13 protein-coding genes are annotated in these 13,749 nt (G+C 73.2%); 5 read left to right on the top strand and 8 right to left on the bottom strand.

What is annotated here, in order from left to right:
- The first annotated feature begins 389 nt into the window (after window positions 1-389).
- On the top strand, window positions 390-1,484 hold the full coding sequence (locus ACZ58N_RS32015; protein ID WP_471167028.1) for a saccharopine dehydrogenase: 1,095 nt from the start codon (window positions 390-392) through the stop codon (window positions 1,482-1,484).
- A gap of 240 nt (window positions 1,485-1,724) precedes the next feature.
- Complete coding sequence (locus tag ACZ58N_RS32010) at window positions 1,725-2,210, top strand: CAP domain-containing protein (RefSeq protein WP_471167026.1); 486 nt, start codon at window positions 1,725-1,727, stop codon at window positions 2,208-2,210.
- A gap of 141 nt (window positions 2,211-2,351) precedes the next feature.
- Here the strand turns inward: ACZ58N_RS32010 and ACZ58N_RS32005 are convergent, their stop codons facing one another.
- From ACZ58N_RS32005 to ACZ58N_RS31990, 4 genes are all read right to left on the bottom strand, one after another.
- Complete coding sequence (locus ACZ58N_RS32005; protein ID WP_471167024.1) at window positions 2,352-3,554, bottom strand: SGNH/GDSL hydrolase family protein; 1,203 nt, start codon at window positions 3,552-3,554, stop codon at window positions 2,352-2,354.
- Between the two features lie 316 nt (window positions 3,555-3,870).
- Window positions 3,871-5,490, bottom strand: coding sequence for a malate synthase A (aceB, locus tag ACZ58N_RS32000; RefSeq protein ID WP_389710400.1), 1,620 nt, complete (start codon window positions 5,488-5,490; stop codon window positions 3,871-3,873).
- Between the two features lie 241 nt (window positions 5,491-5,731).
- On the bottom strand, window positions 5,732-6,442 hold the full coding sequence (locus ACZ58N_RS31995) for a nucleotidyltransferase family protein (RefSeq protein ID WP_471167021.1): 711 nt from the start codon (window positions 6,440-6,442) through the stop codon (window positions 5,732-5,734).
- Window positions 6,385-6,603, bottom strand: coding sequence for a hypothetical protein (locus ACZ58N_RS31990; RefSeq protein ID WP_471167018.1), 219 nt, complete (start codon window positions 6,601-6,603; stop codon window positions 6,385-6,387). The genes ACZ58N_RS31995 and ACZ58N_RS31990 overlap by 58 nt, the downstream gene beginning before the upstream one ends.
- A gap of 88 nt (window positions 6,604-6,691) precedes the next feature.
- Here ACZ58N_RS31990 and yczR point away from each other — a divergent pair, with 88 nt between their 5' ends.
- Window positions 6,692-8,179 (top strand): MocR-like transcription factor YczR, encoded by a 1,488-nt coding sequence (gene yczR / locus ACZ58N_RS31985; protein WP_471167015.1) that lies wholly within the window; start codon window positions 6,692-6,694, stop codon window positions 8,177-8,179.
- A 10-nt stretch (window positions 8,180-8,189) separates the two neighbouring features.
- Here yczR and ACZ58N_RS31980 read toward each other — a convergent pair whose 3' ends face one another.
- The 3 genes from ACZ58N_RS31980 to ACZ58N_RS31970 all read right to left on the bottom strand — a co-directional run bounded on the left by ACZ58N_RS31980 (window position 8,190) and on the right by ACZ58N_RS31970 (window position 10,664).
- The gene (locus ACZ58N_RS31980) at window positions 8,190-8,558 is read right to left on the bottom strand and encodes a hypothetical protein (RefSeq protein WP_471167012.1); all 369 of its coding nucleotides are present in this window, start codon (window positions 8,556-8,558) and stop codon (window positions 8,190-8,192) included.
- A 280-nt stretch (window positions 8,559-8,838) separates the two neighbouring features.
- Window positions 8,839-9,471, bottom strand: coding sequence for a response regulator (locus ACZ58N_RS31975; protein WP_389710390.1), 633 nt, complete (start codon window positions 9,469-9,471; stop codon window positions 8,839-8,841).
- Window positions 9,471-10,664: a sensor histidine kinase gene (locus ACZ58N_RS31970; RefSeq protein WP_471167009.1), complete on the bottom strand. Its 1,194-nt coding sequence runs from the start codon at window positions 10,662-10,664 to the stop codon at window positions 9,471-9,473. Before ACZ58N_RS31970 ends, ACZ58N_RS31975 begins: the two co-directional genes overlap by 1 nt.
- Before the next feature lie 133 nt (window positions 10,665-10,797).
- Here ACZ58N_RS31970 and ACZ58N_RS31965 point away from each other — a divergent pair, with 133 nt between their 5' ends.
- The gene (locus ACZ58N_RS31965; RefSeq protein WP_471167007.1) at window positions 10,798-11,886 is read left to right on the top strand and encodes an ABC transporter permease; all 1,089 of its coding nucleotides are present in this window, start codon (window positions 10,798-10,800) and stop codon (window positions 11,884-11,886) included.
- On the top strand, window positions 11,883-12,575 hold the full coding sequence (locus ACZ58N_RS31960; RefSeq protein ID WP_471167004.1) for an ABC transporter ATP-binding protein: 693 nt from the start codon (window positions 11,883-11,885) through the stop codon (window positions 12,573-12,575). The genes ACZ58N_RS31965 and ACZ58N_RS31960 overlap by 4 nt, the downstream gene beginning before the upstream one ends.
- A 92-nt stretch (window positions 12,576-12,667) precedes the next feature.
- Here the strand turns inward: ACZ58N_RS31960 and ACZ58N_RS31955 are convergent, their stop codons facing one another.
- A complete protein-coding gene (locus ACZ58N_RS31955; RefSeq protein ID WP_389709724.1) occupies window positions 12,668-13,471 on the bottom strand; it encodes an IclR family transcriptional regulator in 804 nt (267 codons plus the stop codon).
- Between the last annotated feature and the right edge of the window lie 278 nt (window positions 13,472-13,749).

Genomic DNA, 13,749 nt, shown 5'->3' with positions numbered 1-13,749 from the left:
GCGGCGGTGTGTACGTCACCCACTGCGGGTGTGGCGTGCGCACCGCCGCACGCCTTTCGCGCGCCCCGCACGACCTGCCGGGCCCGGGCCGCGGCGCGCCCTCGACGCGTCCCCGCCTCCCCGCGTCCGGCCCCGTCGCGCGCCCGCCCGCACCCGCACGGCCGGCCTCCACACGGCGCACGCCCCCGGCGCCCGGACGCACCCGCGGCCGTCCTGGGACCCGTGCGCCCGGGAGGTGCGCACGGTGCTCCCGGGCCCGGAGTTCCGGGCCCGATCCCGCGTGCGCCGGATACGGCGCGGAAAGACATCGCATGAGCGCGCGGTACCCCTCACCGGGCCGCGCGCCGCCCGCTCGTCCCCACCCCTCTGAGCAGACAGGTGGCACAGCGATGGCAGATCTTCCGCAGCTCTGGATGCGCAACGAGACCCGCCCCACCGAACGGCGCGCGCCGCTGACCCCCGAGGACGCCGGACGGCTCGTCCGGCAGGGCGTACGGATCACCGTGGAGGACTCCGCGCACCGGGTCTTCCCCCTCGACGACTACCTCGCCGCCGGCTGCCGGGCGGCCCCGGCCGGATCCTGGGCCGAGGCCGCGCCGGCGGACGCGTACGTCCTCGGCCTGAAGGAACTCCCGCCCACGCCCGAGCGCCTCCACCACCGCCACGTCTACTTCGGGCACGCCTACAAGGGGCAGGCGCAGGCCTCCGGACTGTTGCGGCGGTTCGTCGCGGGCGGCGGAACCCTGCTCGACCTGGAGTACCTCGCCGACGCGCAGGGCCGCAGGCTGGCCGCCTTCGGCTACTGGGCGGGTTACGCGGGGGCCGCCCTGGCCGCGCTGCACGCCCGCGGCCGGCTCGCCGCCCCCCTCGTACCGCTGGCCCGCGAGGAACTCGACACCCGCCTGCGGACCCCCTCGCCCGACGGGTTGCGGGCCCTGGTGATCGGTGCCGGCGGCCGTAGCGGACGCGGCGCCTGCGACGCCCTCACCAGGGCGGGGATACCGGTCACCCGCTGGGGGCGCACCGCGACCGTCCGCCTGGACCGGGCCGCGCTGCTGGAGCACGACATCCTGATCAACGCGGTCCTCACCACCCGGCCCGTGCCGCCGCTCCTGACCCCGGCCGATCTGGAGACGGACTCCCGCAGGCTCTCGGTCATCGCCGACATCACCTGTGACACCGGGTCCGAGCTGCATCTGCTGCCCGTCTACGACCGGCTCACGGACTGGACGGTCCCGGCCCGGCGGCTGCGGGGCGGGGACCGGCCGCTCGACGTGATCGCCATCGACAACCTGCCGTCCCTGCTCCCCGCCGAGGCCGCCCGCGCCTTCTCGGCGGACCTGCTGCCCAAACTCGCCGATCTGCACACCACCACGGCGGACCCGGACTGGCTGCGCTGCCGCGCCGCCTTCACCACGGCCCTGGCCGGCCTGCCGCGGCAACCGGACGCGTCCCAGGGGAGGTTCGAGGGGGTGTCGACGTAGGACCGGCCGGGGTGCGTTCGGCGGCGAAGTGTGCATCGGGCGCGGTGCCGCCCGCCGGGCCGCCCCCACCCGCTGGAGTGGGTAGGCCCGCATCCACCCCTTGATATGCCACCTGACCTGCGTTTTCATCGCGGGGAGATGCGGGCCGGCGGGGCCCGGCGGAGAATCATCGGTGATGGGGGTCGAGCGGTGACGCGACCGCGCTCGCCGCTCCTTTGTCGGAAGAAGGAAGGTATCCCCATGGCTTCAGGATCCATACGGCGCAGGTGCACCATCGCGTGTGCGTCCTCGCTGCTCCTGTTCGCAGGAGCCGTAGGCACCGCCTCGGCCGCCGTAGCGGCGCCGACGGACACTCGGGCCGCTGCCCCGTCCGTGGCAGACCCGAACAAGATCCTCGACATGGTGAACCAGGCGCGTACGGCCGCTGGTTGCCAACCGCTCACGGTCGACCCGAAGCTCACCGCGGCGGCCCAGGAGTACGCGAACGACACGACCACCAGCCACACGGGGTCGGACGGCTCCACGGTTCCGGACCGGCTGAAGAAGGCCGGAGCGACGTTCACCTCCTCCGCGGAGAACATCGCCTGGGGCAACGTGGACGAGAAGACGCACGTGGACGGCTGGCTCAACAGCACGGGCCACGCGGGCAACATCAAGAACTGCAACTTCACGAAGACCGGCGTCGCGGCGTCCGGGGACAGGGTCGTGCAGGTCTTCACCAACTGACGGACCCGACACCCGCGCGTCGAGCGCGAGGAGGGGCTGCCGGAACGAGCGGGACGGGCTGCCACACGTGGTCGTGGCGGCCCGCCCCGTCTTCTTGCGGGCCGCCCGGGACGCGGCCCTTCGGCTCACCTGCCGTCCGGACTACGGCACGGGCGTCAGGTACATCCCCGTGTGGTCGCCCCCGGCCGTGTTCCGGCAACCGACGGCGGAGCCCGCGGGCTGGGCGACGGCCAGGGCCAGGCAGCGGCCGGCGGCCAACTGCCCGAAGTGGTTCGGGTGCATGGACTCCTGGATCAGGCCCTGCGACTCGTTGTTGTCGATCCAGCGGGCCCACTCGCTCGTCCTCGCCGAGGCGGGCACCGAGGAACCGACCTGCTTGCTGGCCTTCGCGCACACCTCGCGCCCCTGCATCATGTCCCGCAGGTCCAGGAACTGTGTCCCCTTCGCCGCGGCCACCGCCTTGAGACGGCCCGCGATCTGCGGCACGAGGGAGTCCCGCGCCCAGTCCGAGTCCCGGTTCCAGAAGGGGCAGCCGCCGGTGTTCAGGCGGCTCCAGTCGCTCTGGGTGTAGCGGTTCTCGGCGCCGCGCGGGATCGGCGACGGGTAGGACTGGAGCACGATGCGGTACGAGGAGTCCGTGTACCCGGCCGCGCTCATCACGGCCCGGATCTCGTCGACGGACTTGCCGACGTTCGCCATGACCCCGTCGATCTTCCGGTCCACGCCCGCCTGTTGGTCGTCGTAGCAGTACGAGTTCCAGATGACGAAGTCGAGCGCGCAGTCCTTGATGATGTCGGCGAAGCCCAGGTCGTTCCCGCCGACGGAGAGGGCGATGACCTTCACGTTCCGGCTCGCGGCCACCGCCGCGAGCTGATCGGCCTGCGGGGCCTCTCCCTTGAAGGCGACGCCGCCGTTGGAGGCCCGGAACACGTTCGCCGAGACGGCGCCGGAGCAGGCCAGGTTGACGGCCGTCTCGGCGATGGGGCCGGCGCTGAACACCTCGGCCGAGTCCGACCGGTGACAGCCGCCCGCGGTGGCGCCGTACACCTTGCCCGGATCGTAGGAGCTGGCGCCGGTCCAGGCCCGGTCGGTCCCGTTCCTGCTGCCGCTGTTCGTCAGGCTGTTGCCCTTCCAGCGTCCGGCCTCACCGGAGATGTAGCTGTCGCCCATGGACACCACGGCCGTGGGTCCCGTGCCCGGGCCGGGGCGCGGGACGGCCGTGGAGGTGCCGGCGCCGACGGTCATCAGCGCTCCGGCGGCGGCGGAGAGGGCCACGACCGTCCTGGCGGACCGTCGCACCCGGCCGCCCGTCCTGCTCCTGCTGGCGTTGCGGAATCCGATCACTGCGGAACTCCTGCGGTAGGCCACGCCGGAGACGGCAAGAACTCCGGTGTGTGGCTGGGGAAGTGGGGGTACCGCCGGCCGGTGGCTTTCGGAAAGGTGACACGCCAACGGTTGTTACCGCTAGGTAGCCGCAGATCACGATGGAGTAACGACCGATCGGTCGTTCGGGGCATGCGGATTCCGCTTGTTCGGCCGAACCGGGCGCCGGGGAGGCCGTGTTCGCGGCGGTCCGAAAACGGCTCCGCCCCCGTCGCCTCGGGGGCGACGGGGGCGGAGCCGGTGATTCGACTGCTGTGCGTGACAGCCGAAGCGGTGGTCAGCCGATGAGCTGGTCGTACGCGGGGAGGGTGAGGAAGTCCGCGTAGTCGGCGTCCAGGGAGACCTGCAGGAGCAGGTCGTGGGCCTGCTGCCACTTGCCGGCCGCGAAGGCCTCCTCGCCGACCTCGGCGCGGATGGCGGCCAGTTCCTCGGCGGCGATCTCGCGGGTGAGCTCGGCCGTGGCGGTCCTGCCGTTCTCGAAGACGACTCCGGCGTTGATCCACTGCCAGATCTGCGAGCGGGAGATCTCGGCGGTGGCCGCGTCCTCCATGAGCCCGAAGATGCCGACGGCGCCGAGGCCGCGCAGCCACGCCTCGATGTAGCGGGTGCCGACCTGGACCGCGTTGCGCAGGCCCTCGTAGGTCGGCTTCGCGTCCAGGGAGTCGATCGCGATCAGTTCGCCGGGGGCGACCGAGACGTCCTCGCGGAGGCGGTCCTTCTGGTTCGGCTTGTCGCCGAGGACGGCGTCGAAGGAGGCCATCGCGATCGGGACCAGGTCGGGGTGGGCGACCCAGGAGCCGTCGAAGCCGTCGCCGGCCTCGCGGTCCTTGTCCGCCTTGACCTTCTCGAAGGCCACCTTGTTGACCTCGGCGTCCTTGCGGGACGGGATGAAGGCCGCCATGCCGCCGATCGCGTGCGCGCCGCGCTTGTGGCAGGTGCGGACCAGCAGTTCGGTGTACGCCCGCATGAAGGGGGCGGTCATCGTCACCGCGTTGCGGTCCGGCAGGACGAACTTCGCGCCGCCGTCGCGGAAGTTCTTCACGATGGAGAACAGGTAGTCCCAGCGGCCCGCGTTCAGGCCCGCCGCGTGGTCCTTGAGCTCGAAGAGGATCTCTTCCATCTCGTAGGCGGCGGTGATGGTCTCGATGAGGACGGTCGCGCGGACCGTGCCCTGCGGGATCCCGACGTAGTCCTGGGCGAAGACGAAGATCTCGTTCCAGAGGCGCGCCTCCAGGTGGGACTCGGTCTTCGGCAGGTAGAAGTACGGGCCCTTGCCGAGGTCGATCAGGCGCTGGGCGTTGTGGAAGAAGTAGAGGCCGAAGTCGACGAGGGAACCGGAGGCGGGGCCTCCCTCGAAGCGGAGGTGGCGCTCCTCCAGGTGCCAGCCGCGCGGCCGCATGACGACGGTCGCGAGCTGGTCGGCGGGCTTCAGCGCGTACGCCTTGCCCGTGCGCGGGTCGGTGAAGTCGATGCGGCGCTCGTAGGCGTCGATGAGGTTCAGCTGGCCGAGGACGACGTTCTCCCAGGTGGGAGCCGAGGCGTCCTCGAAGTCGGCGAGCCAGACCTTGGCGCCCGAGTTCAGGGCGTTGATGGTCATCTTGCGGTCCGTCGGACCGGTGATCTCCACGCGGCGGTCGTTCAGCGCGGCCGGGGCCGGCGCGACCTTCCAGTCGCCCTCGCGGACCTGTGCGGTGTCCGGGAGGAAGTCGAGGGTGGAGGTCCGGGCGATCTCGGCGCGCCGCTCGCCGCGTCGGGCGAGGAGCTCGGCGCGGCGGGGGGCGAACCGCCGGTGGAGCTCGGCCACGAAGGCGAGGGCCGCTTCGGTGAGGACTTCGTCCTGCCGGGGCAGGGGCTCGGCGTCGACGATGGCCAGCGGGGACGGCGCTGGTGCGGACATATCTGTCACTCCTTCAGCGGCGGTGCCTGGCGGCCGCGGGGGAATGCTCGCGCTGGACGGCACGCAGTGCCGTCGGGTGTGGAGAGTTCCGGGATACGGTCGCGGGCGCCGTCTGGGGGTTCAGGGCGCTTCTGACCAGTGGATAGTAATTTCCTCATGGTGGAAGTTCAATGGTTTGTTGATATCGAGATTCTCCGAGTCGACAGATTCCGTCTTGTGGTGGCCCTCGGTGCCACGACGGTCACGCCCCGCGCAGGCCGCCCTCCGGCCCGGGCGGGTCGAGACGGGCCAGGTCGGGTGGGGTGTCGATGTCGTAGTCCTGCGCGATGTCCCCGCACTCCACCAGCATGACCTCCTTCGCGTGTTCCCTCAGATGGACGCGTGCACCCCGGTCACCCGTGGCGGACCTCACGATGTCCGCCCAACGGTCCGCCCCGAACAGCACCGGATGCCCGCGCTCCCCGTCGTACGCCGCTGCCACCAGGCTCGTCGGGGAGCGGTACGCCTCCCGGACCCGGGTCACGGCCGCCGCCCCGATGCCGGGCTGGTCCACGAGGGAGACCAGGGCCGCGCCGGCCCCCGAGCCGGCCAGGGAGTCGAGGCCGACCCGCAGGGAGGAGCCCATGCCCTCCTCCCAGTCCGGGTTGTCCACCACGACGCAGCCCGTCAGGTCGGCGCGCTCGCGGACCTCGGCCGCCGAGGCCCCGAGCACCACGTGGATCGGACCGCAGCCCGCCTCGCGCAACACCCGCACCGCGTTCTCGACGAGCGGGCGGCCCCGGTGCGGCAGCAGGGCCTTGGGGCGTCCGCCGAGCCGCCGCCCGCCGCCGGCGGCGAGCAGCAGCCCCGCGACGGCCGCCCCTCCTTCGGTCGGCGCCCCTTCGGTCGGGTCGGCTACTGCGGCAGTGGGCGACTCGGCGGGGCGCCCGGTGAGGTGTTCGGCTGCTGACATGGCACCGATTCTCGCCCCTTCCCCGCACGGGGCGAGCGCCGCGCCACCGCGCGTCGTACGGCCGCGAGCGCGGCACCGATCCGCAGCGGCTCGGAGATCCGGTTCTCGGTCGCGGCCGCCAGGGCCCGCTCGTCACGATCGGTGAGCGTGGAGGTGTACATCGAGGGTTCTCCTTGCCAATCGGGGTCCAATAAGGCGAGTCTGGACCCGGATTGGCCTGGCAGGCAGAGCCAATCGGGGGAGGTTGGCATGGCAAACGGGCGAGTGGTCCACACGGCGGACAGAATGATCGGCAGCCGGCAGCTCGCGGCGCTGCTGCCCGCGGAGGTCCTGGCCCGCCCCGGCTACCGGGCCCTCGCCGACGCGCTCCGCACCCTGATCCTCGACGGCCGGATCGCCCTGCACGTCCGCCTCCCCGCCGAACGCGAGCTCGCCGAGGCCGTCGGCGCCGCCCGGGCCACCGTCACGGGCGCCTACGACCTGCTCCGCGAGAGCGGCTACGTACGCAGCCGCCGAGGCTCCGGCACCTGGACCGAACTACCCGACGGCCACCGCCCCGTCGGCGCGCACGCCCTCGTCGGAGGCATCGGCGGCCGCGCCGACGACGAACCGGGCATCGACCTCGCCATCGCCGCGATGGGAGCCCCCGACGGCAGCCTCACGGAAGCCCTGGCCTGGGCGGCGCCCCGGCTTCCCGAACTGGCCCGCACCCCCGGCTACCATCCCTTCGGGCTTCCCGACCTGCGCGCCGCCGTCGCCGAACGGTTCACCCGGCGCGGGCTCCCCACCATCCCCGAGCAGATCCTGGTCACCGCCGGCGCCCAGCAGGCCTTCGCCCTGGTCGTCAGCCTGCTCTGCCGGCCGGGGGACCGGGTCGTCACCGAGAACCCCACCTACGCCAACGCCCTCGACGCCCTGCGTCACGCCCGGCTGCGGACCGGCTCCATCGCCGTCTCCGACGCGGGCTGGGACCTGGAGATCGCCGAGTCCACGCTGCGCCAGACCGTCCCGCGCCTCGCCTACGTGATCCCCGACTTCCACAACCCCACGGGCGCGCTGATGCCGCCGGAGCAGCGGCTGCGCCTCCTCGCCGCCACCCGGGCCACCGGCACCTGGCTGGTCGTCGACGAGACCATCGCCGACATCGCCCTGGACGTGCCGGCGCCCGCGCCACTGGCCTCGCTGGCCCCGCGCGGCGGCGCCGACCACGTCATCACCATCGGCTCGCTCAGCAAGACGCACTGGGGCGGCCTGCGCGTCGGCTGGGTCCGGGCCACCGCGAAGATGATCACCGAGCTGACGGCCGTACGGGTCTCGGCGGACATGACCGGCTCCGTGCTCGACCAGGTCGTGGCGCTCCCCCTGATGGACGCCCTCGACCGGACCCTGCCCGAGCGCCTGGACCAGCTGCGCGACCGGCGCGACGCCCTCGTCGCCTCCCTCCAGCGGCACACGCCCGAGTGGTCCTGGCAGTTGCCCCCGGGGGGCCTCTCCCTCTGGGTGGACCTCGGCGAACCGGTCAGCTCCGCACTCGCGGAACGGGCGGCGGCCGTCGGCGTGCACATCGGGCGCGGAGCCCGCTTCGGGGTCGACCCGGGCACCTTCGAACACCGCCTGCGGATCCCGTACACCCTGCCCGCGGACCGCCTGGACGAGGGCGTACGGCTCCTCGCGGAAGCCTTCCACGACGGCGTGCCCCTGGCTCCGGCGGTGGAGCGCCCGCACTGGGTGGCGTAGCTCCCGGCGGTCAGCGGCGGGAGCGGAAGTACGCGTTCGCCGCCGGCCGGAACATCAGCACCACCGCCGTCAGGACGGCCGCCAGGTGGAGGGTTCGGCTCGCGCCGAAGACCAGGTCCAGGAAGTCGGCCCGGCCGAGCGCGTCGCCGAGCCCGCCGCCGTCGAGCAGGTACCCGATCGGCCCGACGACCAACGAGGCGGTGCCGAGCACTCCGAGTCCGACGGCCAGCGCGATCCGGGCCCAACCGGCGCCCGAGCGCATCCTGAAGGCGACGACGACGGCGACGGTGAACACGGCGAACCGTAACAACAGGCCCGCTCCCGCGTCGCCCGGCGTCCGTCCGACCATGAGCGCGGTCTCGAAGACGCCTGCCCCCACGGCCGTGAGCCACAGGAGCCAGGAGGTACGGACGACCGCGGGCGGACCGGCGACGGAGGCGTCCGCGGCCGGCCCGGGCGGGCGGGAACCAGGGGCGCGGGTACCGATCCTGGGGGCACGGGCTGTGGTTGGGTCGGGTGAGGCGGGTCGGAACTCGGCGGACACGGGCACTCGCTCTCGGGTCGGGGACGCGACCCCCCGATGCTCCTGCCACCGGGGGCCCGCACGCCCGCCGGCCTGCCGGTGTCCCGGCAGGGGGGCGGGCCCCACCCCGGCCGGACTACGGGGCGCGGCGGATCAGTCGGCGGGAGCCGGCCACCGCGACGGCCGCCGTCCGGGAGTCGACACCGAGCTTCGCGTAGACGTGTACCAGGTGTGACTTGACGGTGGCCTGGCTGAGGAAGAGCCGCTTGGAGATCTGCTGGTTCGACAGGCCGTCGGCGACCAACTGGAGCACCTCCAGTTCCCGCTTCGTCAACGCCTCGGCGGGCGTCCGCATCCGGTCCATGAGCCGCAGCGCCACCGCCGGGGCCAGCGCCGACTGGCCGGCGGCCGCCGTGCGGACGGCCGCCGCCAGCTCCTCCGGCGGGGCGTCCTTCAGCAGGTAGCCGGCGGCGCCGGCCTCCACCGCCGCCAGGATGTCCGCGTCGGTGTCGTAGGTGGTCAGCACCAGCACCCGGGGGGAGCCCGCGCGCGCGGTGATCGCGGCGGTGGCCGCCGAGCCGTGCATGCCTGCCCCGAACTGGAGGTCCATCAGGACCACGTCCACCGGCTCGGACGCCGCCAGTTCCACCGCCCGCTCGGCCGTCGCGGCCTCCGCGACCACCTCGAAGTCCGGTTCGGTGTCGAGGACCGCGCGCAGCCCGGCCCGCACCACGGGGTGGTCGTCGGCGAGCAGCAGCCGGATCGTCATCAGGACGCCTCCAGGGGCAGGGGCAGGGTGACGGCCACGGCGGTGCCCTGGCCCGGGTCGGACTCGACGGTGAACAGCCCGCCGAGGGTCTCGGCCCGCGCGCGCATCGCGGGCAGGCCGAAGCCGCCCCCGCCCGCCGGGGTCGACGGGGCGGCGGCGGGGTCGAAGCCCCGGCCGTCGTCAACGATGTCCAGCGTCACCGAGGTGTCCATGAAGGTCAGGGTGATCTCGGCGCGCCCGGCCCGCGCGTGCCGTACCACGTTGGCCAGCGCCGACTGGGCGATCCGCAGCAACGCCACCTCGTACGGGGTGGGCAGGACGCGCGGGTCGCCGCTCACGGAGAACCGCACGCGCGGACCGGGTACCCCCGAGCACAGCCGCTCCAGGGCCCCGGCGAGCGAACCGTGCTCCAGGTCCGGAGGCGTCAGGGCCCGTACGAACCGCCGCGCCTCGGCGAGGTTCTCCTGCGCGGCCTCCCGGGCCCGGGCGATGTGCTCGGCGGCCGGCGCGTCGGCCGGCAGGGCGCGTTCGGCCGCGCGCAGCAGCAGTTGGATCGAGGACAGGCCCTGGGCCAGGGTGTCGTGGATCTCCCGGGCCAGGCGTTCGCGTTCGGCGAGGATGCCCGCGCTCCGCTCGGCGGCGGCCAGTTCGGCCCGGGTGGCCATGAGCTCCTCGATGAGCTCGCGACGGCGTTCGCTCTCGCGGTAGAGGGCCTGGTAGCCGAGGACCGTGGCGACGGCGACCGCCCCGCCCAGCAGCGGTCCCAGGAAGGCCCCGGGGGTCACCGCGCCGCTGTGGGCGAGGAACCCGCCGATCGCCGCGCAGGCGGTGACGGCGACGGCCGTGATGCCCCAGCGCAGCCGCAGCAGGTGCAGTTCCAGGAAGTACAGGGGGAAGGCGATCCACAGCCCGTCGGGGGAGACCACCAGCAGCGCGGCCCAGGCCGCCCCGACGCCGGCCAACCACACGGCCGCGGCGCGCGGGGAGCTCTGCACGGCCGGGGCCAGGACGCCGGCCACGTAGACGGCGGCCAGCAGCGCGCAGGCCGCCGCCACCGCCCCGGAGTGCGGGGCGGATCCGGCGACGGCCCGGCCGGCGGCGAGGGCGAGCAGCCCGAAGAGCAGCGCGTGCAGGCACAGGCGCAGGACGCGGGAGACGGGGGTGAGGGGGCGCGGGCGCGGGGTGTCGGACATGGCCCGACCAGCGTAAGTCGCTGGCCGGGGCCACCGGTCAACCAAAAGTTCGATGTCGGGAGCCCTCTTTCGATACGAGGATCTCCACTGTGGCGCGATGTCCCGTGCCCACACGGAAGACCAAGGTGGGGACATGTTCGTCGCATGGAGAGACCTACGGTTCGCCAAGGGCCGGTTCGCGCTCATGGGTTCCGTCGTCCTGCTGATCACGCTGTTGGTCGGCCTGCTGTCGGGACTCACCTCCGGACTGGCCCGGGAGAACATCTCGGCCATCACGGGGCTGCCCGCGACCCGACTGGCCTTCGCCGCGCCCGCGGGGGACCAGAAGGTGTCCTTCACCAGCTCCCTGGTGCCCGAGGGCGCGTGGCGGGCCTGGCACGAGCGGCCGGGGGTGAAGGCGGTGGAGCCGATCGGGATCCGCACCACCAACGCCGTCTCGGGTGAGCGCACGGCGGCCGTGTCCCTGTTCGGCGTCGAGTCGGCGGGCGCCCTCGCCCCCGCCGGGGCCGGGCTCACCCAGGGACAGGTGGTCCTCAGCGAGAAGGCCGCCGCCGAGCTCGGCGGGCTCGTCGCGGGGGGCCGGTTGAAGGCGGGTCCGCTGGAGCTGACGGTGGCCGCCGTCGCCGGTACGGCCTCCTACAGCCACACCCCGGTGGTGTGGATGGACATCAACGACTGGCAGCGCGTCGGCAACCCGGGCACGTCCCTGGAGTCCCTCGCCACCGTCCTGGCGCTGACGGGTGACGGGTCCGTGGACTGGGCCGCCGGCGACCGGGCCGCCTCGACCAGCGCCCTGACCGTCGAGGACGCCCTCGGCGCCATAGGGTCCTACCAGGCGGAGAACGGCTCGCTCCAGCTGATGCGCGGGTTCCTGTTCGCCATCTCGGCCCTGGTCATAGGGGCCTTCTTCACGGTGTGGACGATCCAGCGCAGTGGCGACATCGCCGTCCTGAAGGCGCTCGGCGCCTCCACCCCGTACCTGCTGAAGGACGCGCTCGGGCAGGCCGTGGTGATGCTCGCCATCGGTACGGGGGCCGGTACCGGCCTGGCCGTCGCCGCGGGCGCGCTGATCAGCGGTGGTGACGTGCCCTTCGTCCTCGACGCGGCCACGGTGCTGGTCCCGGCCGCGATCATGATCGTGCTGGGCGTGCTGGGCGCCGCCCTGTCCATCCGGCGGATCACCGCCGTCGACCCGCTGACCGCCCTCGGGAGCGCCCGATGACCCTGCTCGTCCACGACGTCACGCTCACCTACCCCGACGGGGACGGCCGCCTCACCGCCCTGGACGCGGTGTCCCTGGAGGTGCCCGCGGGCACCATGACCGCGGTCATAGGCCCGTCCGGCTCCGGGAAGTCCAGCCTGCTGGCCGTCGCCGCCACCCTGGTCACCCCCGATTCCGGTCGGGTCGTCGTCGCGGGCCGCGACACCGCGACGCTCGGCGCCGCGCAGAAGTCGGCGCTGCGGCGGGAGGAGATCGGCATCGTCTTCCAGCAGCCGAACCTGCTGGCGTCACTGACCGCGCTGGAGCAGCTCCAGGTGATGAGCCACATCTCCGGCCGACCGGCCCGGCTGCTGCGCCGGCGCGCGGTGGAGCTGCTGGAGGCGGTCGGCCTGGCCGACAAGGCGAACAAGCGCCCGCACGAGTTGTCCGGCGGCCAGCGCCAGCGCGTGAACATGGCCCGCGCCCTGATGAACGAGCCGTCCGTGCTGCTCGTCGACGAACCCACCAGCGCCCTCGACCACGAGCGGGGCGCGGCCGTGCTCGACCTGCTGGTCGCCCTCACGCGCGAGCGTTCCACGGCCACGGTGCTCGTCACCCACGACCACGCCCACCTGGAGCGCGCGGACCGGACGGTGACGATGACCGACGGCCGTCTCGCCGCGGCGGCGCCGTCCCTGCCGACGGCCTGAGCCCGCCCGGGAGCGGCCGTTCCGCCCACGACGTACGGAGGCCTCCGCCGCCCCTCTCCCGAGGGGTGGCGGAGGCCTCCGTACGAGGGTGATCAGGCCGGGTTCTGGCTCTGGAGGGCCACCGACAGTTCGGCGGCCACGCCCTGGAGGATCGGGACGAAGGACTCGGCGACGGCCTCGGTGACCCGGCCCGCGGGTCCCGAGATGGAGATCGCGGCGGCGGTCGGCGAGTTCGGCACCGACACGGCCAGGCAGCGGACTCCTATTTCCTGCTCGTTGTCGTCCACCGCGTAGCCTGCCTTGCGGACCTTCTCCAGCGCCTCCAGGAAGCCGTCGGGCGTGGTGATGGTCTTCTCGGTCGCGGCCGGCATCCCGGTGCGGGAGAGCAGCGCGCGGACCTCGTCGGCGGGGGTGTGTGCGAGCAGGGCCTTGCCCACGCCCGTCGAGTGCGGCAGCACGCGGCGGCCGACCTCGGTGAACATGCGCATGGAGTGCTTGGACGGCACCTGCGCGACGTAGACGATCTCGTCGCCGTCGAGGAGGGCCATGTTCGCCGTCTCGCCGGTCTCCTCGACCAGGCGGGCGAGGTAGGGGCGGGCCCAGGTGCCCAGCAGGCGCGAGGCGGACTCGCCGAGGCGGATCAGCCGGGGACCGAGGGAGTACCGTCGATTGGGCTGCTGCCGGACGTAGCCGCACGCCACGAGGGTGCGCATCAGCCGGTGGATGGTGGGCAGCGGCAGACCGCTGGCGGCGGAGAGTTCGCTGAGTCCTACCTCGCCGCCGGCATCGGCCATGCGTTCGAGCAGATCGAAGGCGCGCTCAAGGGACTGGACGCCCCCGCCGGCGGCGGTGGGCTTGGCGGAAGCGTCGGTGGTGCTGGCGCTGGACGTCGGCACGGCGCGGTCCTTTCGGTGCTGGCAGGCAAGGGAGCAGCCTACCGGTCGGTCGGCGCCGGCCCTAGAGCCGGGCCCTTGCCGTACCCGCCGGTCAGAGGGGGTTTGTCCTGGTGGCGGACGTCCTCGGGAAGTTACCCGTCCAGTTCCTGGTGGTGGTAGCTACATTCTGGATAGTGAAATCTTAATTCCATCCTGTGGAAACATCCAATTGCGGCCCCGGTGGGTCAGCGGTCCGTCCGGTCGCTCTTGACGGGGTCCGGATCGGGGTGAAGACTCCG

It is taken from the genome of Streptomyces sp. NPDC040432 (genome assembly GCF_055595445.1).
This window is presented reverse-complemented; position numbering and strand designations above follow the sequence as displayed.

Excerpts from the sequence above, each read along its gene's own strand:
- ACZ58N_RS32015 (WP_471167028.1), top strand. The coding sequence starts at position 390 with ATGGCAGATCTTCCGCAGCTCTGGATGCGCAACGAGACCCGCCCCACC.
- ACZ58N_RS32010 (WP_471167026.1), top strand. The coding sequence starts at position 1,725 with ATGGCTTCAGGATCCATACGGCGCAGGTGCACCATCGCGTGTGCGTCC.
- aceB (WP_389710400.1), bottom strand. The coding sequence starts at position 5,490 with ATGTCCGCACCAGCGCCGTCCCCGCTGGCCATCGTCGACGCCGAGCCC.
- ACZ58N_RS31995 (WP_471167021.1), bottom strand. The coding sequence starts at position 6,442 with ATGTCAGCAGCCGAACACCTCACCGGGCGCCCCGCCGAGTCGCCCACT.
- ACZ58N_RS31990 (WP_471167018.1), bottom strand. The coding sequence starts at position 6,603 with ATGTACACCTCCACGCTCACCGATCGTGACGAGCGGGCCCTGGCGGCC.
- yczR (WP_471167015.1), top strand. The coding sequence starts at position 6,692 with ATGGCAAACGGGCGAGTGGTCCACACGGCGGACAGAATGATCGGCAGC.
- ACZ58N_RS31975 (WP_389710390.1), bottom strand. The coding sequence starts at position 9,471 with ATGACGATCCGGCTGCTGCTCGCCGACGACCACCCCGTGGTGCGGGCC.
- ACZ58N_RS31970 (WP_471167009.1), bottom strand. The coding sequence starts at position 10,664 with ATGTCCGACACCCCGCGCCCGCGCCCCCTCACCCCCGTCTCCCGCGTC.
- ACZ58N_RS31965 (WP_471167007.1), top strand. The coding sequence starts at position 10,798 with ATGTTCGTCGCATGGAGAGACCTACGGTTCGCCAAGGGCCGGTTCGCG.
- ACZ58N_RS31960 (WP_471167004.1), top strand. The coding sequence starts at position 11,883 with ATGACCCTGCTCGTCCACGACGTCACGCTCACCTACCCCGACGGGGAC.